18 protein-coding genes, 1 tRNA gene and 1 pseudogene are annotated in these 21,039 nt (G+C 62.8%); 13 read left to right on the forward strand and 7 right to left on the reverse strand.

Features of this window, described 5'->3' with window-relative positions; all coding sequences use genetic code 11:
• Positions 1-94: 94 nt before the first annotated feature.
• The 9 genes from PG892_RS07080 (at position 95) to galE (ending at position 7,816) form a co-directional block, all read left to right on the forward strand.
• Positions 95-1,351, forward strand: a complete 1,257-nt coding sequence (locus PG892_RS07080; RefSeq protein ID WP_113978854.1) for an SAM-dependent methyltransferase — start codon at positions 95-97, stop codon at positions 1,349-1,351.
• 2 nt (positions 1,352-1,353) lie between these two features.
• Complete coding sequence (locus PG892_RS07085; RefSeq protein WP_039041351.1) at positions 1,354-1,833, forward strand: DUF2878 domain-containing protein; 480 nt, start codon at positions 1,354-1,356, stop codon at positions 1,831-1,833.
• The gene (locus PG892_RS07090; RefSeq protein ID WP_010673326.1) at positions 1,830-2,048 is read left to right on the forward strand and encodes a TIGR02450 family Trp-rich protein; all 219 of its coding nucleotides are present in this window, start codon (positions 1,830-1,832) and stop codon (positions 2,046-2,048) included. Before PG892_RS07085 ends, PG892_RS07090 begins: the two co-directional genes overlap by 4 nt.
• On the forward strand, positions 2,005-2,547 hold the full coding sequence (locus PG892_RS07095) for a chalcone isomerase family protein (RefSeq protein WP_029313899.1): 543 nt from the start codon (positions 2,005-2,007) through the stop codon (positions 2,545-2,547). Before PG892_RS07090 ends, PG892_RS07095 begins: the two co-directional genes overlap by 44 nt.
• Before the next feature lie 11 nt (positions 2,548-2,558).
• Complete coding sequence (locus PG892_RS07100) at positions 2,559-3,101, forward strand: DUF3833 domain-containing protein (RefSeq protein WP_103244407.1); 543 nt, start codon at positions 2,559-2,561, stop codon at positions 3,099-3,101.
• A 130-nt stretch (positions 3,102-3,231) separates the two neighbouring features.
• Complete coding sequence (locus PG892_RS07105; RefSeq protein ID WP_010673329.1) at positions 3,232-3,699, forward strand: Dps family protein; 468 nt, start codon at positions 3,232-3,234, stop codon at positions 3,697-3,699.
• A gap of 236 nt (positions 3,700-3,935) precedes the next feature.
• A complete protein-coding gene (gene hcp / locus PG892_RS07110) occupies positions 3,936-5,585 on the forward strand; it encodes a hydroxylamine reductase (RefSeq protein ID WP_180911728.1) in 1,650 nt (549 codons plus the stop codon).
• A 100-nt stretch (positions 5,586-5,685) separates the two neighbouring features.
• A complete protein-coding gene (locus PG892_RS07115; protein WP_180911162.1) occupies positions 5,686-6,705 on the forward strand; it encodes a hybrid-cluster NAD(P)-dependent oxidoreductase in 1,020 nt (339 codons plus the stop codon).
• A gap of 85 nt (positions 6,706-6,790) precedes the next feature.
• Entirely contained in the window at positions 6,791-7,816 is a 1,026-nt protein-coding gene (gene galE / locus PG892_RS07120) for a UDP-glucose 4-epimerase GalE (RefSeq protein ID WP_041211255.1), read from the forward strand.
• Between the two features lie 174 nt (positions 7,817-7,990).
• Here the strand turns inward: galE and PG892_RS07125 are convergent, their stop codons facing one another.
• Positions 7,991-8,740, reverse strand: coding sequence for a DsbA family protein (locus tag PG892_RS07125; protein WP_039041345.1), 750 nt, complete (start codon positions 8,738-8,740; stop codon positions 7,991-7,993).
• Positions 8,741-8,938: 198 nt separating this feature from the next.
• On the opposite strand from PG892_RS07125, the gene PG892_RS07130 reads away from it, so the two are divergent.
• Positions 8,939-9,026, forward strand: a tRNA-Ser gene (locus PG892_RS07130).
• A 424-nt stretch (positions 9,027-9,450) separates the two neighbouring features.
• Here the strand turns inward: PG892_RS07130 and PG892_RS07135 are convergent.
• Together PG892_RS07135 and PG892_RS07140 are read right to left on the reverse strand one after the other, a co-directional pair.
• Positions 9,451-12,579 carry a multidrug efflux RND transporter permease subunit gene (locus PG892_RS07135; protein WP_113978845.1) on the reverse strand — a complete coding sequence of 1,043 codons (3,129 nt, stop codon included), beginning with the start codon at positions 12,577-12,579 and terminating at the stop codon, positions 9,451-9,453.
• Between the two features lie 14 nt (positions 12,580-12,593).
• Positions 12,594-13,751 (reverse strand): efflux RND transporter periplasmic adaptor subunit, encoded by a 1,158-nt coding sequence (locus tag PG892_RS07140; protein ID WP_161957734.1) that lies wholly within the window; start codon positions 13,749-13,751, stop codon positions 12,594-12,596.
• A gap of 155 nt (positions 13,752-13,906) precedes the next feature.
• On the opposite strand from PG892_RS07140, the gene PG892_RS07145 reads away from it, so the two are divergent.
• Together PG892_RS07145 and PG892_RS07150 are read left to right on the forward strand one after the other, a co-directional pair.
• Positions 13,907-14,635 carry a response regulator gene (locus PG892_RS07145; RefSeq protein WP_113978842.1) on the forward strand — a complete coding sequence of 243 codons (729 nt, stop codon included), beginning with the start codon at positions 13,907-13,909 and terminating at the stop codon, positions 14,633-14,635.
• Positions 14,632-15,713: pseudogene (locus tag PG892_RS07150) on the forward strand (ATP-binding protein). The gene PG892_RS07145 and the pseudogene PG892_RS07150 overlap by 4 nt, the downstream one beginning before the upstream one ends.
• 146 nt (positions 15,714-15,859) lie before the next feature.
• Here PG892_RS07150 and PG892_RS07155 read toward each other — a convergent pair.
• The 3 genes from PG892_RS07155 to PG892_RS07165 all read right to left on the reverse strand — a co-directional run bounded on the left by PG892_RS07155 (position 15,860) and on the right by PG892_RS07165 (position 19,223).
• Complete coding sequence (locus PG892_RS07155) at positions 15,860-17,350, reverse strand: SulP family inorganic anion transporter (RefSeq protein WP_113977703.1); 1,491 nt, start codon at positions 17,348-17,350, stop codon at positions 15,860-15,862.
• A 319-nt stretch (positions 17,351-17,669) separates the two neighbouring features.
• A complete protein-coding gene (locus tag PG892_RS07160; RefSeq protein WP_128296725.1) occupies positions 17,670-18,245 on the reverse strand; it encodes a DJ-1 family glyoxalase III in 576 nt (191 codons plus the stop codon).
• Between the two features lie 30 nt (positions 18,246-18,275).
• Positions 18,276-19,223 carry a ketopantoate reductase family protein gene (locus PG892_RS07165; protein ID WP_128296724.1) on the reverse strand — a complete coding sequence of 316 codons (948 nt, stop codon included), beginning with the start codon at positions 19,221-19,223 and terminating at the stop codon, positions 18,276-18,278.
• A gap of 358 nt (positions 19,224-19,581) precedes the next feature.
• On the opposite strand from PG892_RS07165, the gene PG892_RS07170 reads away from it, so the two are divergent.
• Complete coding sequence (locus tag PG892_RS07170; RefSeq protein WP_010673357.1) at positions 19,582-20,064, forward strand: YajQ family cyclic di-GMP-binding protein; 483 nt, start codon at positions 19,582-19,584, stop codon at positions 20,062-20,064.
• A gap of 102 nt (positions 20,065-20,166) precedes the next feature.
• Here the strand turns inward: PG892_RS07170 and PG892_RS07175 are convergent, their stop codons facing one another.
• Positions 20,167-21,009 (reverse strand): nucleoside-specific channel-forming Tsx family protein, encoded by an 843-nt coding sequence (locus PG892_RS07175; protein WP_041211271.1) that lies wholly within the window; start codon positions 21,007-21,009, stop codon positions 20,167-20,169.
• Positions 21,010-21,039 lie beyond the last annotated feature (30 nt).

The following is a 21,039-nucleotide window of genomic DNA, read 5'->3' on the forward strand; positions in this document are numbered from 1 at the left end:
CGTTTAATTCCGCTTCCTGGTGTTGTCAGCAGCCCATGGTGCGGGTTCATCCCAACCGAACGACCCCACTCTTGACCCATTCGGAGAGCCGCTAATGGAACTTGCTCAATCAACCCTCTCTGCCTCTTTCATCGATAAGGGGGCCAAGCAACTGCTGCTCAAATTGCTGGCGCGCCTTGAGCAGGGTCAACTGGTGCTTCACGACGGCAGCGAGTGCCACCGCTTCGGCAAGGCGGGCAGCGACCTGCATGCCGAGCTGGTGGTGCAGGATCCGGCGTTTTATCGCCGCCTGCTGCTGGGGGGAAGCATCGCCGCAGGAGAGACCTGGGTGGAGGGTCTCTGGACCAGCCCGGAGCCGGTGGCACTGGTGCGCTTGCTGGCCCGCAATCTGCCGCTGCTCGACGCCCTGGAACGGCGCCTCGGCTGGCTCAGCTTCCCGTTCAACAAGGTGCGCCATTGGTTCAATCGCAATACCCTGACCGGTTCGCGTGCCAACATCGCCGCCCACTATGACCTTGGCAACACCCTCTATCAGGGCTTTCTCGACGATCACATGCAGTATTCGAGCGCCATCTATCCCCACCCGGATGCCACCCTGGAGGAGGGGCAGCAGGCCAAGCTGCGCACCATCTGTGAGCGGCTTGAGCTCGGTCCCCATGATCACCTGCTGGAGATAGGCACCGGCTGGGGCGGTCTTGCCGTCTATGCGGCCCGTCACTACGGCTGCCGGGTCACCACCACTACCATCTCCCGGGCCCAGCACGACTATGCCAAGGCGTGGATCGAGCGGGAGGGGCTGGGGGATCGCATCACCTTGCTGCTGGAGGATTACCGCAAGCTGGAGGGACGCTATGACAAGCTGGTCTCCATCGAGATGATCGAGGCGGTGGGGCACGCCTTCCTGCCCGACTATTTCCGCCAGTTGTCGCGCCTGCTCAAGCCCGGCGGACGCCTGCTGATCCAGGCCATCACCATCGCCGATCAGCGTCACGCCCAGTATCTGCGCGGGGTGGACTTCATCCAGCGCTACATCTTCCCGGGAGGCTGCCTGCCCTGCGTCTCCCAGATGGCGGGTCTGCTGGCGCGGGAGACCGACATGCAGCTGGTACGGCTGCACGATCACGGCCACCACTATGCCCGTACCCTGGCCCACTGGTGCGAACGCTTCCTGGCGCTGGCCCCAGAGCTGCCCAAGCTCGGTTACAGCCAGGATTTCATCCGGCTCTGGCACTTCTATTTCGCCTACTGTGAAGGGGGATTCTGGGAGCGGGCCATCAGCCTGGTGCAACTGGAGGCCGCCAAGCCGGGGCCCCATGGCTGGTCCGGGGACTTGCCGGCACACGGTCGCTGATCATGTGGCAGTGGGCCCACCTGCTGGGATTCAACCTCTACTGGTTGCTGGCGGTGACATGGCAGCAACCGGGCCCGCTGCTCGGGATGCTGCTGCTCCATTTCATCTTCTCCCCACGCCGTGGGCAGGACTGGCGCCTCATCCCGGTCGCCCTGGCAGGCTGCCTGCTCGACATCCTGCTCTGGCGCCTCGGCCTGTTTCACTTTCCGTCCGGTTTTCCGCTCTGGCTGTTGCTGCTTTGGTGCGGTTTCGCCCTGACCCTCTCCCACGGCCTTCCCTGGCTTCGCCTCTTGCCGCGCTGGCAACAGGGGCTGTTCGGCATGGTAGGGGGCGCCTCCTCTTATATGGCGGGGGCCGCCATGGGGGCAGTAAACTTACCCTGGGGCATCTGGACAAGCGCAGTGCTGCTGGCGGTGATCTGGATGTGGTGGTTACCCGTACTCCTGTGGGTAACGGTCAAGCTGGAGGGTGAGACGAGATGAACACCTTTTCGACCGACACCTTGTTGTTTTCCAAGTGGACCAGGGATGGCCAGTGCGAGCTGGCCGAGCGTTTCTACCTGGTGGTGGCCTGCCAGCGCGATGCCCAGGGGCATCTGGCGAGCGTGGTGATGCAGGATATCAACACCCTGCAGGAACAGGAGATGGACTGGCATGAACTGGAGGATCCCGCCCGTTGGCACATGGGGTGGAACTAGTCTGCTGCTGGCGGCCTTGAGCCTGCCACTGTTTGCGACCGCCCAGAGCGTTGCCGCCCCCTGGCAGGGGCTGCGTACCGTGGGACAGGGGGAGATGCGCTGGCTCTGGTTCAAGCTCTATGACGCCACCCTCTACAGCGAGAGCGGCCGCTATCAGCCGGGGCGCTACCCGCAGGCCCTCAGCATTACCTACGCGAGGGCCATCGAGCGCCAGGATCTGCTGGAGGCGACCGCCGCCGAGTGGCAGCGGCTCGGCCTTGGTAGCGAGAGTGAGCGCCAACGCTGGCTGGCTCGACTGGCCACGCTCTGGCCGGATGTCGCCCCCGGCGACAAGCTGGTTTTTTATGTGGACGAGCAAGGCACGGGCCACTTCTGGTTGCGAGATCGCCTCCTTGGCTCTCTCGATGATCCAGCCTTCGCCCCCGCGTTTCTTGCTATCTGGCTGACTGACGACAGCCGGGATCCCGCCCTGACCCGCCGCCTGCGCGGCCAATCCTGATGGAGTATTCCATGAAGTTCTCTTCCTGGTGGCGTCTTGCCTGGTTGCTACCCCTGCTGTGGCTCTCTGGTTGCGGCGCGGGTCTTGACGATTATCGCGGCTCCCGGCCGGGCTGGGATCTCGCCCGTTTCTTCAATGGCAAGCTGGTGGCCCACGGCCTGGTGACGGACCGCAGCGGCGAAGTGACCAGTCGCTTTCGGGTCGAGATGCAGGGGCACTGGCGAGAGGGCAAGGGGGAGCTGTTCGAGCAGTTCTACTTCGATGATGGCCGTCGGCAGACCCGCACCTGGTTTTTGAGCAAGGGGGCGGATGGCCACTGGCGCGGCACGGCTTCAGACGTGGTGGGGGAGGCGGTAGGCAAGACGGCAGGCTTTGCCCTCAACTGGCGCTATCAGCTCGATCTGGCACTGCCGGATGAGAGCGTGGTGAGGGTGAGCTTTGATGACTGGATGTATCTGCTGGACGACGATCGCCTGATCAACCGCGCGAAGATCAGCAAGTTCGGCATTCACCTCGGCGAGGTGATCCTCTATATCGAACGGCTTGAGCAATGAAAGCCGATGCATTTTTTGCCGACGATAGCCATTGGCTATGGATCGGCAAGGCACAGATGATTGTCCTTTGAGTCTGCTTCTGGATAAGCTGACTCCGTTCCCGATAATGCTTACCACCTGGAGGTGAATCATGAAGAGCCCCATTGGTCTTGATACCGTTCAATCACAAGCCCTGGCCGCCGAGCTCAACAAGCTGCTGGCCAGCTACCAGATCCTCTACATGAACGTCCGTGGCTTCCACTGGAACATCCGCGGCAACCAGTTCTTCGAGCTGCACCTGAAATTCGAAGAGATCTACAACGACCTGCTGCTGAAAGTCGATGCCCTGGCCGAACGCATTCTGACCCTGGATGGGGTGCCCCTGCACAGCTTCAGCGACTACATCCAGGTGTCCGCCATCCCCGAGCAGAAGGGGTTGCATGACGGTCGTGCCTGCGTGGAATCCCTGCTGGCGAGCTTCCGCGAACTGCTGGTTGCCCAGCGCCGCATCCTGGGTCAGGCCGCCGATGCCGGTGATGAAGGGACTGCATCCATCCTCTCCGACTATGTGCAGCAGCAGGAAAAACTGGTCTGGATGCTGCGCGCCTATCTGGCCTGATGAACCTGGGGCCGGCTGCCCATGCTCCGGCCCGTATCATTGCCCCTGTTGTTGCACACCCGAGTTGTCTCTCCTTGATTTCCCACCCGCTTGCCGCCCGATTTGGGCGGCTTTTTTCTATTTGATCTGCATCAATGAAATGTTAATTGGTAAATTGAATGCCTATTAAGTTTTCCAGGAGGGGAATAGAATCGCCACAAAACAGATAACTGAAATGTCCAATTAGGAGAGACATGATGTTTTGTGTGCAATGTGAACAGACTATTCGTACCCCGGCAGGCAACGGCTGCGCCTATGCACAAGGCATGTGCGGCAAGACGGCGGAAACTTCCGACCTGCAAGATGTGCTGATCTATACCCTGCAAGGGCTCAGCGCCTGGGCCCTGGCGGCCCGCGAGCACGGCATCGTCGACAGCGAAATAGACGCTTTCGTGCCCAAGGCGTTCTTTGCCACCCTCACCAACGTCAACTTCGACTCCGCTCGCATCGTCGCCTACGTCAACCAGGCGCTGGCCTATCGCCAGCAACTGGCCGCCAAGCTGGCACCGCTGGCGGTGCAGGCCGACACACTGCCCGCCGCGGCCAGCTTCGAGCCGGGTGCCGATCTGCTGGCCCAGCTTGCCCAGGCGCCGCAGACCGCGGTCAACCGGGGCAAGAACGAGGTCAACGAAGACATCATGGGGCTGCGCCTGCTCTGCCTCTACGGCCTCAAGGGCGCCGCCGCCTACATGGAACACGCCCGGGTGCTGGATCAGCAGGATGCCGGGGTTGCCGCCGAATTCCATCGCATCATGAGCTGGCTAGGCACGGATCCCTGCGATCTGGATCCGCTGTTCAAGTGCGCCATGGAGATCGGCCTGCTCAACTTCAAAATCATGGAGATGCTGGATCTCGGTGAAACCACCGCCTTCGGCCACCCCGAGCCGACCCAGGTACGCGTCACTCCGGTACCGGGCAAGTGCATTCTGGTCTCCGGCCACGACATGGTGGATCTCAAGCTCATCCTGGAGCAGACCAGGGGCACTGGCATCAACGTCTACACCCACGGCGAGATGCTGCCGGCCCTGGCCTACCCCTTCTTCAAGCAGTACCCGCACCTGGTGGGTAACTACGGCTCCGCCTGGCAGAACCAGCAGAAGGAGTTTGCCAACTTCCCGGGCGCCGTGGTGATGACCTCCAACTGCATCATCGACCCGAACGTGGGCAACTACAGCGATCGCATCTTCACCCGCTCCATCGTCGGCTGGCCGGGCGTGACCCACCTGGAAGGGGAAGATTTCTCCGCCGTGGTCGCCAAGGCGCAAGCGCTGGAAGGCTTCAAGCACGTTGAGCTGGAGCACTTCATTACCATCGGTTTTGCCCGCAACGCCCTGATGCAGGCCGCTCCCGCAGTGATCGACAAAGTCAAGGCTGGCGAAATCAGCCACTTCTTCCTGGTGGGGGGATGTGACGGCGACCGTGCCGAGCGCGCCTACTACACCGAGTTTGCCAAGGCGATCCCGCAGGACAGCCTGCTACTGACCCTGGGCTGCGGCAAGTACAAGTTCAACAAGCTCGATTTCGGCAACATCGGCGGCATTCCGCGCCTGCTGGACGTGGGTCAGTGCAACGATGCCTACTCTGCCATCCAGCTGGCGCTGGCGCTCGCCGACGCGTTCGAGTGCGGCGTCAACGATCTGCCCCTGACCCTGGTGCTCTCCTGGTTCGAGCAAAAAGCCATCGTCATTTTGCTCACCCTGCTGGCGCTCGGCGTGAAGGACATCCGCACCGGCCCGACCGCCCCGGCCTTCCTCACCCCGGCCCTGCTCAAGGTGCTGGAGGAGCAGTTCGGCCTGAAAGGAACCACCACGGCAGACGCGGATCTCGCCGAGATCCTGGCGGCCTGAGCAAAGATACAGCCTTACACGCTCAGCATGTTGTAAGCCTTTGGCGAGCCTGATGGCTCGCCTTTTTTCAACGCTATTTCCGAGCAAGAGGAGCCTTGCGATGACCTCCACCTCTTTGAGCCTGCGCTGTATAGCCCGCCGGGCAGAGACCCACGACGTGGCGAGCTGGCAATTTGAACCCCTGGCTGGTGACCTGCCCTCCGTGCTGGCCGGCCAGTGCGTCACCCTGCACACGATGATTGACGGCAAGCCTCACTGCCGCGCCTACACCCTCTCCTCCAGCCCGCAGGATCCTTTCTGGCAGGTCACCATCAAGGATGTGGGGCTGGTCTCTCACCATCTGCACCAGAGCCTGCAAGTGGGGGACGAGATCCGGGTAGACGGCCCCTTCGGCGATTTCCACCTGACCGCGTTCCCCTGCGAGCGGCCGCTGCTGCTCAGCGCCGGCTCCGGCATCACCCCCATGTGGGCCATGCTGCGGGACGAGCTCGCCAAGCGACCGGACGCCGATATCCGCTTTATTCACAGCGCCAGAACCCCCGGGGATGTGATCTTCGCGAGGGAACTGGCTTCACTGGCCGAGGCTCATGCCGGTGTGCGCCATGCTTTAGTGCTGGAGAAAGTAGGGGAAGAGGAGCCAACGGCTCATCCCTGGGTTGGCCGGCTCACACCGGGGATGCTCAAGGAATTGGCGCCGGATCTCTTGAGCCGCCATGTCTATCTGTGCGGGCCAGCCCCCTATATGGCGGTGGTGAGCGAGATGCTGGCCGGGCTCGGGCTGCCCCCCGAGCAGTTGCATCAGGAGTCGTTCGGCCTGCCTGGGGTGGCCTCAAGCGCGGCGCCAGTTGCGGCCGATAGCGACCACTTCTGGCTGACCCTCAAAAAGAGCGGCAAGAAAGTGAAGATACTGCCTGGCCAGACCCTGCTGGCGGCACTGGAGGGGGCGGGGGAGACCATGATGGCCGCTTGCCGCGCCGGGGTGTGCGGCGCCTGTCGCTGCACCACGGAAGGCGAAATCGAGCGCCAGAGCGTGATGACCCTGAGCGCGCAGGACCTCGAGAACGGGGTGGCGCTGGCCTGTTCCTGCACCGCCAGAGGGGATGTGAGCCTGGAGTATTGACGGGCGTCATTGGTATCCCGAGCTTTTCCCGGGCGGGTCGTGCGGGTAGACTTAACCCCAGTTTCAGCAAAGTACGGGATAAAAAATGACAATTCTGGTGACGGGGGGAGCCGGTTACATCGGTTCCCACACCCTGGTCGAGCTGCTTGGTACCGGGCAGCAGGTCGTAGTACTGGACAACCTCTCCAACGCTTCCCCCGAGTCTCTCAAGCGGGTCGAGCGGATCACCGGCAAGCCGGTCACCTTCGTGGAAGGGGACATTCTGGACAGAGCCTGCCTGCAACGGCTGTTTGCCACCCACAAGATTGAGTCGGTGATCCACTTCGCCGGCCTCAAGGCGGTGGGGGAATCCGGCCAGATCCCGCTCACCTACTATCAGAACAACGTGACCGGCACCCTGGTGCTGTGCGAAGAGATGGCCAGGGCCGGCGTGTTCCGGCTGGTGTTCAGCTCCTCGGCCACCGTCTATGGGGATCCGGCCTCGGTACCCCTGCGGGAAGATTTCCCCACCAGCGCCACCAACCCCTATGGCCGCTCCAAGCTGATGGTTGAAGAGATCCTGCGTGACCTCTCCAAATCCGATCCTCGCTGGGCCATCGTGCTGCTGCGCTACTTCAACCCGGTGGGGGCTCACGAGAGCGGCCTCATCGGTGAAGATCCCAACGGCATCCCCAACAACCTGCTGCCTTACATCAGTCAGGTCGGCGTGGGCAAGCTCAAGGAGCTGGGGGTCTTTGGCAACGACTATCCGACCCCGGACGGCACCGGGGTGCGCGACTATATCCACGTGGTGGATCTCGCCATCGGTCACCTCAAAGCGTTGGCCCGCATCAAGAGTGATACCGGCGTCTTCACCTATAACCTCGGCACCGGTCAGGGCTATTCCGTGCTGGAGATGGTCAAGGCGTTCGAGGCAGCCAGTGGCCGTGCCATTCCCTACCAGATCAAGCCCCGTCGCCCCGGCGATATTGCCGAGTGCTGGGCTGAACCGGCTCTGGCCCGTGACGAGCTGGGCTGGCAGGCTGAGCGGGGTCTGGAGCAGATGATGATCGATACCTGGCGCTGGCAAAGCCAGAATCCGAACGGTTATGGCCCTGCTGCGAAGCCGTGATCACGGGTCATGCGTTGCTCGGGAGCCTCATTTATTCATATCAACTCGGGTCCCAGCGCTGCTCTTCGCCTTGCTGACAGCTTCTTGCGACGGCCCATCAGGCCTGATGGTTTGCAGCCTGAATAGCAAAACGCCCCGGCATGCCGGGGCGTTTTTTCATGAACAACGCGCGGGTTACTGAATGCTCTTGCCGGCGCGGACATCCTTGATGATAGCCTTGAGGCTGGCCAGATCCCGCGGTGCGCCGCGCAGGATCTGATCGCCGATGATAAAGGCCGGGGTACCGGAAATGGCCATGGCTTCGGCCAGCGCCCGGTTGGTACCCAGATTCTGATCGATGCTGCCGTCCTTGATCTTCGCCTCGACCTTGCTCCAGTCCACGCCGGCGGCCCTGGCGACGTCTTTCACCTGGGCTTCGTCGGAGAGGGGTCCCTGATGGGCGTACAGCTTGTCGTGGAAGGCCTGGTATTTGTCGGGCTGGCCGAGCTTCACCGCCAGCGCCGCGCGGGCGGCGTAGTAGGAAGTTTCGCTCAGGATGGGGAACTGCTTGTAGATGTAGCGGATCTCCTTGTCCTCAGAGAGCAGTTGCTGAATGAGGGGATGAGCGCGCTTGCAGTAGCCGCAGTTGTAGTCGAAGAACTCCACCACCGTCAGGCTGCCCTTGGGATTGCCGCTCTCGGGATCCTGGTTGGCGAAGAGCTGCTTGGCATGGGCTTCTATCAGCGTCTTGTCGTTCTCGGCCTGCTGGCTCTCCTGCTTGGCACGCAGGGCGTTGGACATCTCGACCAGGATCTCCGGATTCTTGACCAGATAGTCGCGCACGATCTGCTCGACATCGCTCTTGGTCAGCTCGCTCGCCTGCACGGGCGCCGCAAGCAGGGTCGCGCCGGTCAGGGCGGCGAACAGGGCATGTTTGATTCTCATAAGTCCATCTTGCTGGGGATGTGGTAGTGGCCCCTATAGTGGGTGAGTCTGTTTTCAAGTCAAGCCATCCGCTTGAAAAAGCACGGTTTGCAGCGGTTTTGCCGGTTTTGTGGGCCAGATAGCCCAATAAATGGGCAAACAAACGGAGTGGGGATTTACAAGGGCTGGGGGCATGGGTAATATGCGTCGCACTGCTGCGGAGGGGTGGCAGAGCGGCTGAATGCACCGGTCTTGAAAACCGGCGATGGGCGACCATCCGTGGGTTCAAATCCCACCTCCTCCGCCATCTATATAGCCCAACTGATTTATTCAGTTGGGCTTTTTCGTATTCGCGCACCTACATGCAGGTGCCATTGAGTGACAACCTGAGCGGGGCTCTCCCACCCGTCAGTTCCTTCAATGGTGGCCAACAAGATGCGGACGAGCACGGCCAGGCTGCCCGTCAGTCCGGTGGATGTCTGGCTCGAACGCCGAGCCTGTCTCTTTCACGGTCTCGATGGCCTCTGTTGTCTGAACGCTGTCATTGTCTGGGCCGTTAGATTGCTGCCGCCAGTGACGATAATCCCGCCTCCCGTGCTCTCCTGCCAGCCCATGCCTTCTCACCTTGGCCGCCACCACAGCGCCCGTGATGACACTGGAAGTGAGGGCTGAGAGCCACTCCCTGCAGCCCCCTGCCGGCATTGCCGAGCGCCAGACATCAGGGGGCAACATCATGACGCTCTCCGCTGCGTGGCTCGTCTGGCCCGCCAGGCCTGAATACGCGTCTGGGTGCCGATGACGAAGACAAAAAAGACCGGCACGAAGAAGATAGCCAGCAGGGTGCCGCTGATCATGCCGCCGAACACGCCGGTGCCGATGGCATGCTGGGTCTCAGCGCTGGCACCGCTGGCAAGCATCAGCGGCACCACGCCGAGGGTAAAGGCCAGCGACGTCATCAGGATGGGGCGCAGACGCAGGCGGGCGGCAGTCACAGCGGCATCAAGCAGCGAGCGCCCTTCGCCGTGCAACTGGCGCGCAAACTCCACGATGAGGATGGCGTTCTTGGCCGACAGACCGATGATGGTGATCATGCCCACCTTGAAGAAGACGTCGTTGGGCATGCCCCGAAGCATCACCGCCGCCACGGCGCCGAGCAGGCCCAGGGGGACTACCAGCATCACCGAGAGCGGGATGGACCAGCTCTCGTAGAGCGCGGCCAGCACCAGGAAGACCACCAGCGCCGACAGCAGCATCAGCAGGGGGGCCTCGGCCGCCGACTGACGCTCCTGCAGCGACTGTCCCGTCCAGGCCAGGGCGAAGCCTGGCGGCAGTTGCGCCACCAGGCGATCCATTTCCGCCATCGCGGCGCCACTGGACACCCCGGTGGCGGCACTCCCGGAGAGACGCACGGCGGGGAAACCATCAAAACGCATCATCTGTTGCGGCGACTGGCGCCAGGTCGGCGTCACCACCTCCCGCAGGGGCACCATGCCACCGCTGGCATTGCGCACCCGCAGGGCGAGTACGTCATCGAGCTGCATGCGCGCTGACGCGTCGGCCTGCAGGATGACCTGCTGCATGTGCCCGCCGTTGGGGAAGTCGTTGATGTAGAGCGACCCCATCGCCGCCGACAGGGTGCTGCTCACGCTGGTGAACGAGAGCCCCATGGCCTCGGCCTTCTGCCGGTTGATCTCGAGGTGAATGCTCTCGCCGGGGGGCAGGCTGTCGGGATAGACATCGCTCACCACCTCGCTTTGGGCCGCCAGTGCCAGCAGTTGCGCCTGGGCGGCCTGCAGCGCGGCCTCCCCCTGGTTGGCCCTGTCTTGCAGGAAGAGCGTGAAACCCGAAGAGGTGCCCAGTTCGTCGATGGCGGGTGGCAGCAGGCTCATCACAGTGCCTTCCTTGCTGTTGGCCATGGCGGCCTGTGCCAGCTCAGCCTCTTTGGCGGCCGTGGCACCATGACGCTGGTCCCACTCTTTGAGCATGGTGAAGGCCATGGCCGCATTGGGGCCGGCGCCGGAGAAGCTGAAGCCCTGCACCACCAGATTGGTGTCGAGCGCCTCGCGAGAGGCCACATGGGCCTCGAACTCCTTGATGACGGCCAGAGTGCGCTCGCTGGTGGCACCGGTCGGCAACTGGATGGAGGTCATGAAGTAGCCCTGATCCTCGTCCGGCAGGAAAGAGGAGGGCAGCTGGGTGGCGGCGATGGCTAGCACGGCGCAGAGGGCGGCGAAGGTGACCATCACGCGTCCGCTGCGCCCGGCCAGCCGGGTGACCCGAACGCTGTAGCCCACCGTGAGCCGCTCGACGCCCCGGTTGAAGGCGCCGAAGAAGCCGCGCTTCTCATGGTGATCCGGGCTGACCGGACGCAGCAAGGTGGCGCAGAGTGCGGGTGTCAGGGTCAGGGCGAGGAAGGCGGAAATCAGGATCGAGACCGCCATCGACAGGGTGAACTGCTGGTAGATGACCCCCACGGAGCCGCTGCCGAAGGCCATGGGAATGAACACCGCCGTGAGCACCAGGGTGATGCCGATCACCGCCCCGGTGATCTCCTTCATGGCCCGCGATGTCGCCTCCCTGGGCGAGAGCCCCTGGGTGGCCATCAGGCGCTCGACGTTCTCCACCACCACGATGGCGTCGTCGACGATGATGCCGATGGCCAGCACCATGCCGAACATGGTCAGGGAGTTGATGGAAAAGCCGGCCAGCAGCATCACCGCGAAGGTGCCGAGCAGCGCTATGGGGGCGACGATGGCCGGGATCAGGGTGTAGCGCAGGTTCTGCAGGAAGAGAAACATCACCAGGAACACCAGCACCATGGCTTCCAGCAGGGTGTGGATCACCTTGTCGATGGAGACCTTGACGAAGGGGGCCGAGTCGAACGGGATGGAGTAAGCCATGCCCGTCGGCAGGGTGGGAGCGAGCTGGGCGAGACGGGTGTGCACCGCATCGGCGGTACGCACGGCGTTGGCACCCGGGGAGAGCTGAATGGCGGCGCTGGTGGCGGCCACCCCGTTCTCCCGGTTGGCAAAGGCGTAGGATTGCGCCCCCAACTCGACCCGGGCGACATCACCCAGCACCAGCTTGGCGCCATCGGCACCTGCCCGCAGTACGATGGCGGCGAACGCCTCTGGGGTCGTCAGCTGCCCCTGTACCGTGAGGGGAACCGTCAGTCGCTGGCCAGGCTGGGCGGGTTCGTCGCCGAGGCGCCCCGGTGCAATCTGCACGTTCTGCTGCTCGATGGCCTGCGCCACCTCGCTGATGGTCAACCCGTAGGCGGCGAGCTTGCCCGGATCTACCCAGATGCGCATGGCCTGCTCGGCGCCGAACAGCTGCACTCGCCCCACGCCGTCGATGCGGCGCAGCTCCTGCACGATATTGCGCGCCATGTAGTCGTTCAGCGCGACCTCATCGAAGCGGCCATCCGGTGAAGTCATGCCGACCATCATCAGAAAGCCAGACGAGGCGGACTCCACCTGCAGGCCGGTTTGCCGCACCGCCTGTGGCAAGCGAGGCTCGACCGCCTTGATGCGGTTTTGCACGTCCATCTGGGCCAGCTCCTGATCGGTGCCCGGCTTGAAGGTGGCGGTGATCTGCGCGCTGCCGGAGGCATCTACCGATGACTCGAAGTAGAGCAGGTTCTTGACCCCCGACAGCTCGCGCTCGATCAGGCTCACCACCGCATCATTCAGGGTCTGCGGCGTGGCGCCCGGATAGGTGGCATAGAGGGTCACCGACACCGGCGCCACCGAGGGATAGCGGGAGATGGGCAGCTTGGGGATGGCGATGACCCCCGCCAGCACGATGAAGAGGGCGATCACCCAGGCAAACACCGGGCGATGAATGAAAAACTGCGGCATGAAATGTCTCCGATTCAACGGTTACCGGCGTCAGCCTGCTGGCTGACTGCGGGGGATTGCCAGGGATGGGCAATGACTTGCGTCCCCGGGGTCAGGCGGTCGATCCCCTCGATCACCACCCGCTGTCCGGCGTTGAGCCCGGACGTGATGCGGTACTGGCTATTCACCAGTTCAGCGGTGTTGACCGGAACCAGTTGTGCCTGCCCCTGGCCATCCAGCACCCACACGCTGGTCTGGCCCGATGTGCGCACCACCGCCTGCTGGGGCACGCTCAGAGCGTTGGCATAGCGGGCACGGGGAATACGTGCCTGTACGTAGAGGCCGGGCAACAGGCGCCGCTCCGGGTTGTCCACCAGCACCCGCAGCAGTACGTCACCGGTACCGGCATCCACCTCGATGCCGGAGAAGAGGATGTGCCCCTGCATGCCGAGCGGCTTGCCATTGCTGCCGAGGATCTCCACCGTCAGTTCAGGCGCCGTCGAACCAGCCTGCTGGCGCAGGGTGTCCAGCACAGAGGCAGGTTGGCGCACATCGACGTAGACCTGATCGATCTGCTGGATCCTGGCCATGGGGGTGGCATCGGTGGGGGACACCAGGGCCCCTTCGCTCACCAGCGCCTGATCGATGCGTCCGGCGATGGGAGCCTCCACGCTGGCAAATTGCAGGTTCAGCTGGTGCCGGGCCAGGGCCGCCCTGGCCTGAGCCACGTCGGCGGCAGCCTGATCCCGCTGGGAGACGGCGTCATCATAGGTCTGGCGGCTGATGGCCTCGGTGCGCAGCAGCGGCACCAGGCGGTCAATCTGGATGCGGGCACGGGCCAGCACGGCCTCGGCCCGCTGCAATGCGGCGGCGGCGCTGTCGACATCCGCCTTGAAGGGGGCCGGGTTTATCTGGAACAGCACTGTGCCTGCGTTGATTTCGGCGCCCTGCTCGAACAGGCGGCGCTGCACAATGCCGCTTATCTGGGCGCGAATTTCGGCGCTGCGCACCGCGGCCACCCGGGCGGGCAGATCCTCGCTGATGACCAGGTCCTGCCCTGCCAGCGTCATCACCGATACCTGAGGGGGGGCCGGCGCGTCTTGCGCTTGCGGCGCCCCATCGCAACCTGCCAACCCGAATACGGCAATGACGGCAAGCAGAGCGCCCGCATACCGCTGTCTGACAAACATCATACTCACCTCGTTAAACCGTCTCCCCGGCATGGTGTTGCTGCGAGAGCACATCGAGCGGGCATTATGGAGAGGGGCTATTGCGAATGATTCGAGGCTTTGTGGAGAATCCATGGAGGCGGTGATAAAGTTCAAACCCACCATTTTCGAGGCCGACCATGTCGTATCTTCCAGCCTCCGCCAGCCCGGCGGCCCAGTCACTGGTACTGATTGCAGAGGATGAAGCCGAGATCGCCGAGATCCTCGCCGCTTACCTGCAACGCCAAGGATTGCGCACTTTGCATGCCGCCGATGGCCGCGTAGCCCTGGCCATGCACCAGACATGCAAACCCGATCTCCTGCTGCTGGATGTGCAGATGCCGCAGCTCGACGGCTGGCAGGTGCTCAGCGAGATCCGGGCCCGTGGCGACACGCCGGTGATCATGCTGACCGCCCTGGATCAGGACCTCGATAAGCTGATGGGGCTGCGCATGGGGGCGGATGACTATGTGGTCAAACCCTTCAACCCGGCCGAAGTGGTGGCCCGGGTACAGGCGGTGCTCAGACGCAGCCAGGCAGCAAAACAGGCCACGGCCCGGGTGCTGCGGGTCGGCCCTTTCCAGATCGATCTGGAGAGTCACGAGGCCAGCCTTTGCCGCGATGAGGGGCAACTGGTGCTGGATCTGACCCTGACCGAGTTCAAGTTGCTCGCTTCCCTGATGCGGGCGCCGAAACGGGCGTTCAGCCGCGCCGAACTGTTGACCCACTGCCTGCCGGAGGGGGATACCCAGGAGCGCACGGTGGACAGCCACATCAGCAAGCTGCGCAAGAAGCTCGAGGCGCACGGTATCCAGGGGGGGCCCGCCAGTGTCTGGGGCGTCGGCTATCGCTTCGGGGGCGATGCATGACATCGGCCCCCGGCCTGCGCAGGCAGATTATCCGCTCTCTGGGGCTGATGGCGCTTGGCATCATCTCCCTCGCGGTGGTCGGCACCTATGTGTTCTACGCCATTGCCGTGACCTATGTGCCTGGCAGCATCTCCGAGAGCTGGATGCCCTCCAGAGGGTCGAGATGATCTGGATTGGCTCGACCATTCTCATTGCATTGGGGATGGCGCTGTACGTGGCGGTGCGCCTCTCTCGGCGCATCCTGACCCCGCTCAATTCGGTGGCGAACAGCCTGCGCGAGGTGGCAGAGGGCAAACTCGATGCGCGCGTGCCGCTGGATGAACAGGCGATCGGGGAGACGGCGCAACTGGTGCGGGACTTCAACACCATGGCCGAGCGACTGCAAAGCATGACCCGGGAGCGGGAGTTCTGGAATGCCGCCATCGCCCACGAATTGCGCACCCCGGTGACCATCTTGCGTGGCCGATTGCAGGGGCTGGCCGAAGGGGTATTTCCGCCAGAGCGTGCGCTCTTTGAAGGTTTGTTGCGCCAGGTGGAGGGATTGACCCACTTGATCGAAGACTTGCGGGTGCTCAGTCTCAACGACAGCGGCCACCTGGAGCTGCAACGAGAGGCGATCAGGCTGGCCGACGAGCTGGCTGTGGTGCTCGAGGCGTTTGCCACCCCCCTGGCCGCGAGCGGTTTCACCCTCAAGCGGGAGCTCGATGCCGAACTCTGGGTCTGTTGCGATGCACTTCGCATCCGTCAGGCCCTGATGGCGCTGCTGGAAAATGCCCAGAAGCACGCGGTGCCGGGCATGCTGACCGTGCGCCTGTATCGTTCTGGCACCCAGTGCATCCTGAGCGTGGAAGACGAAGGGCCCGGCATCAGCGAGGAGGTCGCCGCCCATATCTTCGAGGCGTTTCGCCGGGGGGATCCGTCACGCTCGCGCAAGAGTGGCGGCAGCGGGCTCGGGCTGGCGGTGGTCAAGGCCATTGCCGAGGCCCACGGCGGCAGTGCGGTCTGCCAACCCGGCGGGCGGGGTGGCACCCTGTTCCTGCTTTCCTGGCCCCTCTTGCACCCTGACGGCAGGTCATGACCCCGTATTGCCGCATCGGCTCGGGATGGGCGCGCCGAGGCGCGTGTGTTGACTGTGATCCAACAGCCCATAAAAAAAGCCCATCTCATGGTGAGAGATGGGCTTTTATTATGGCTTGCAGGCAGCGCCCTCATGGGGCGCCGGGATCAATGCTCGGCCAGCAGGGGCTCTCCCTCCTGGCGTTTGTCGTGGATGGCAAAGCGATCGACCAGGGTGGCACTGGCGTCGTTCAGGCCGATGACCGCCACCTCTTTCCCCTCACGGCGGAACTTGATGACCACCTTGTCGAGGGCCGTGATGGCGGTGATGTCCCAGAAGTGGGCGTGCGTCAGGTCGATGACCACCTTCTCCACTTCCTCCCTGAAATCGAAACCGGCCAGGAACTGCTCGGCGCTGGCAAAGAAGACCTGGCCCCGCACCAGATAGGTACGCACGGCGCCGCTGCGCTCGCTGTCGCTCTTGACCAGCATGACGCGGGCAACCTTGTGGGCGAAGAAGAGAGAGGCGAGCAGCACCCCCACGAAGACCCCGAGTGCTAGGTTGTGGGTCGCGACCACCACGGCGACGGTGGTCACCATCACCAGGTTGGTGGAGAGGGGGTGGCTCTTCAGGTTGCGTACCGACTCCCAGGAAAACGTGCCGATGGAGACCATGATCATCACGGCCACCAGGGCTGCCATGGGGATCTGACGGATCCACTCATCCATGAAGACCACCATCAGGATGAGCAGGGTCCCCGCCACGAAGGTGGAGAGGCGGCCGCGGCCACCGGATTTGATGTTGATGACGGACTGGCCAATCATGGCGCACCCCGCCATGCCTCCCAGCAGACCGGCGCCGATGTTGGCGATCCCCTGACCCTTGCACTCGCGGTTGCGATCGCTTGGGGTGTCGGTCATCTCGTCGACGATGGCTGCCGTCATCATGGACTCGAGCAGTCCCACCACCGCCAGCCCCGCTGAATAGGGGAAGATGATGGCCAGGGTCTCAAGATTGAGGGGGACGTCGGGCCAGAGGAAGACCGGCAGGGTATCGGGCAGCTCGCCCATGTCGCCCACGGTACGGATGTCGATGCCCAGGGTGATGGCCACCGCCGTCAGGATGACGATGCACAGCAGGGGGGAGGGGAGCAGTTTGCCCACTACGGGAACAAGCGGGAACAGATAGATGATGCCAAGCCCGGCCGCGGTCATGGCGTAGACCTGCCAGGTGACGTTGGTGAGTTCGGGCAGCTGGGCCATGAAGATAAGGATGGCCAGGGCGTTGACGAAGCCGGTCACCACGGAGTGGGAGACGAATCGCATCAGGCTGCCGAGCCTGAGGTAGCCCGCCGCTATCTGGAAGAGGCCGGTGAGCAGGGTGGCCGCCAGCAGATACTGCAGGCCATGTTCCTTGACCAGGGTCACCATCAGGAGCGCCATGGCGCCGGTGGCGGCGGAAATCATGCCGGGACGACCGCCGACGAAGGCGATGACCACGGCGATGCAGAAGGAGGCATAGAGGCCGACCTTGGGGTCGACGCCCGCAATGATGGAGAAGGCGATGGCCTCCGGGATCAGCGCCAGGGCGACGACGATGCCTGACAGCAGATCGCCCCGTATGTTGGAGAACCACTCTTGTCTTGCACGTTCCAGCATGGGGATTTTCTCGCTCGTTGAGGATCCATGGCCACAGGCCCGCAAATCAGGGGGAATGGCGGGGATCACAGGATTGGACTGGCTGTTGATGGTCGGGTAAACCGGCCGGTCGGCATAACCGGAGTCAGGCGGCAGAGGCCGCACAGGGCAGGGTCAGGGCGGCGTGACGGCCACCCCAGAGCACATAACAGGCATAAGGGGCGCATGTTAACAGTCGGTGCCAGGCCGTGGAAGCCCGGATTGTTTTATCTAGCACAAGAGCAGCCAACATAGACCAAGCAAGGGGGCTCTGTCGCTTTCATCGGAGTGCCCGATGTGGTTATGGCGATAGCGAGGGGGGCAACACCATGGGACCGGCCACCGTACGGGCGGCCTCGTCACCGCGCAGTACCCGTACTATCTCGAGAGCGAACTCGATAGCGGTACCCGGGCCCTGGCTGGTGATCAGGCGATGGGCTTCATCGGTCACTACCCTTGCCGTGCTCAATTGTGTCGCGGGCAGACGGGCCTGAAAGCCCGGGTGGCAGGTGATGCTCGCATCCCCCAGCAAGCCGTGATGGTGCAGTACCACGGCGGGTGCGGCGCAGATGGCGGCGCGCCAGCGGCCGAGGTCTGCCTGCTCCCGTAGCAGGTCGATGGCGAGGGGGGTGTCGCGGATCACTTCGCTGCCGGGCAGACCGCCCGGCACGACCATGGCATCGAAGTCACGGGTGGTCAGCTCGTCGAGATGGCAATCCGCCACCAGTTGCACCCCGCGAGAGGCTCGGATCTGGCGCGCTCCAGTGGGGCAGCAGGAGGCCAGCACCACATCGATGCCACCCCGAACCAGGGTATCGACGATGGCAACCGTCTCTATCTCTTCCGACCCGGGGGCCACCAGTACCAGTACGTTCATCTTGCACTCCTTGCTTGCCAGCTGCTCTGCTCAGCGCTTCTCTTTGACGGCCTGATAGAGGCCCTGATTGACCGGCACCGCGATACCGTGAAGGGCGGCCTTGCCCAGCAGGAAGCCGGTGATGGCCTCTATCTCGGTCTCGCGGCCCTGTTCCATGTCCTGATACATGGAAGAGTAATTGTCGGCGGTGAGCTCCACCACCATCATGACGCGGCGCAGCAGCTCTTCGCCGCCGGTGGGTTGACCTTCGGCCCGCATGACGTCAGCCACTTCCACGCAGATTTGCTGCAGGGCATCGGCAAAACGCGGACCGGCCAATTCGCCGTTCTTGAGCTTGTAGAGCGCGGTGAGGGGATTGATGGCACAGTTGACGGCGAGTTTCTGCCACTGGCGTGTCAGGATCTGCTCATCCCAACCGGCCTGACCCAGGGCGCTGGCCAGCTCGTCGGCGAGGTGGGCATGGGCACGGGCCGCTTCGTTGATTGGGCCCAACCAGGTCTCCCCCTTGCCGGTGTGGCGGAACACGAAGTGGCCGCTCTGCATGGCGCCATGGCTGGTGACGCCGGCGATCACCGGATTGTCGGGGAAGAGTGCAACCACCTGATCGGCGATCCCCATGCCGTTGTGCAGCAGCACGATGGGCACTCCTGCCGCCAGTTGCCCGACCAGAGGAGTGAGGGCCGATATCACCTGCCCCGCTTTGGTCATCACCAGCAGGCGTTTGATGCAGCCCGGCTTGTCGATGAAGGCGCGTTCGATGGCCAGGAGCTGGGTATGCCCCTCAAGGGAGGTAAAGTCGACGCCGGGGTGCAAGGTGGCACGATGGCGCTCGCGCAGCAGGAGGCGGGTTGCTTGGCCGCTTTGGGTCAACAGGGAGGCGAAGACGCCGCCCAGGGCGCCGCAGCCCAGCAAGGTCCACTCGGGAGAGACAGGGTGACGGCGTGTTTTCAGGTTGTTGTCGCGTAATCCGCTTGGCATGAAGAGGCTCGATCATGGGAAGGGCTGCCATCCTGTCAACCGCCAACCCGGGATAAGGGAAGATGTCGCTTGGTGAATACCTGGAACCGGTGCATGAGCTGGTTGCCGGGTCGTGCTCAAGGTTCATGCGCAGCCAGGGAGCCTCATGTATGCATGACCATACGGGGGCCTGGGCTGCACTTCACCGAGTGTCGGACCTCTCGCGACTGCTCCTGAACGGGTTCTAACGGGTCTCACCATTCCTGTGCGCAGGGGATTCTAGCAGAGCAATCCCATCGAAATCAGCAAATTTGCCCGTTTTCTGGTAGATTTGCCCACCTGTCAGCACAACCTGAAGTACAGCATGAGGAGCCCGGCTATGCCGTCATTCGATATTGTCTCTGAAGTCAAAATGAACGAGGTGTTGAACGCCGTTGATAACGCCAACCGTGAACTGGCGACCCGTTTCGATTTTCGTGGTGTGGAAGCCAGCTTCGAATTGAACAAGGAAGAAGTGAAGCTGGAAGCCGATGCCGATTTCCAGCTCAAGCAGATGGTCGAGATCCTGCGCGGCGCCCTGCTCAAGCGCCAGATCGAGAACAGTTCCATGGATGTGGGTGACAGCGTCCACTCCGGCAAGCGTTTCCACCTGACCGTGAAGTTCAAGCAGGGGATCGACAAGGAAGTGGCCAAGAAGCTGGTGAAGCTCATCAAGGATTCCAAGATCAAGGTGCAGGCTGCCATCCAGGGCGACGAGGTGCGGGTCACCGGCAAGAAGCGCGACGATCTGCAAGAGACCATGGCCTTGGTGCGTGGCGCCGAACTGGGCCAGCCGATGCAGTTCCAGAACTTCCGCGACTGATGGCGAACGGGGAGGGCGCGGCTCTCCCCCCACTGCCAGCATGAGGGCATAAAAAAACCGGAGCAGCTGCTCCGGTTTTTTGTATCCGTGTGACGAGTTCGATTAGAACTTGTAGGTCACGGAGAAGTAGTGGCTGAAGCCAGAGCTCTTCCACGGGGTACCGTCGTAGGCGGTGGAACCGTCTTTGGTGCCGTAGGCATCCATGAAGTACTTCAGGCCGTAACCGACGGCGTAGCGGTCGGAGTGCCAGTAGATACCGTGGAAGGTAGCCAGGTTGTCGCTGGTACGGTCAGCACGGTTGTGGGTGTCCAAGTCGAAGGCGTAGTCCAGGTAACCCTGATAGGAGACGAAGCTGCCGTTGCTGAAGGTGTAGAAAGGCTTGAACCAGTTCATGGCGAACCAGTAACCGTTCCACTCACCCTCTTCTTCGGTGAAGAACTGGTTTTCGGTGGCGTGACGAGCATACAGGTTCATGCCCACTTTGCCGAACCAAGGCACTTGTACATCAGCACCCAGACCGATCATGTTTTCCATCTGGTTGTCGCCGATGTTGTTCAGAGAGGCGATGTAAACCTCTTGCACCGGACCGAAGGAGAGATCTTTACCAGTCAGCGCATCCAGAGACATACGCGGCGCAAACTTCATGAACAGGTTCTGACCCTTGTGCTTGTCGCTGTGACGGGAGTCGAAGATATCGAAGACGTCGACGTAACCGTACAGGTCAAACAGGCCGGAGCGACCACCGAATTCCATTTCGAAGTAGGTGTCGTTGTAATCTTCAGCACCTGCAGTGAAAGGACGTTGGTCGATGGTGTGCATCACGTTGAACTGCATCCACTTGTAGTCGTTCTTGTGGATGTCGCCGCTGTAGTCGGCAGCGAAGGCCGGAGTGGCGGAGGCAGCCAGCAGACCGGCAGCGATCAGAGTCTTGGTAAATTTGGCCATTTTATTGGTCTCTTGTGCGTTAGTTGAGGT

Origin of the sequence: Aeromonas sp. QDB68, from assembly GCF_027707405.1 — a bacterium.
GTDB classification, from domain to species: domain Bacteria; phylum Pseudomonadota; class Gammaproteobacteria; order Enterobacterales; family Aeromonadaceae; genus Aeromonas; species Aeromonas caviae.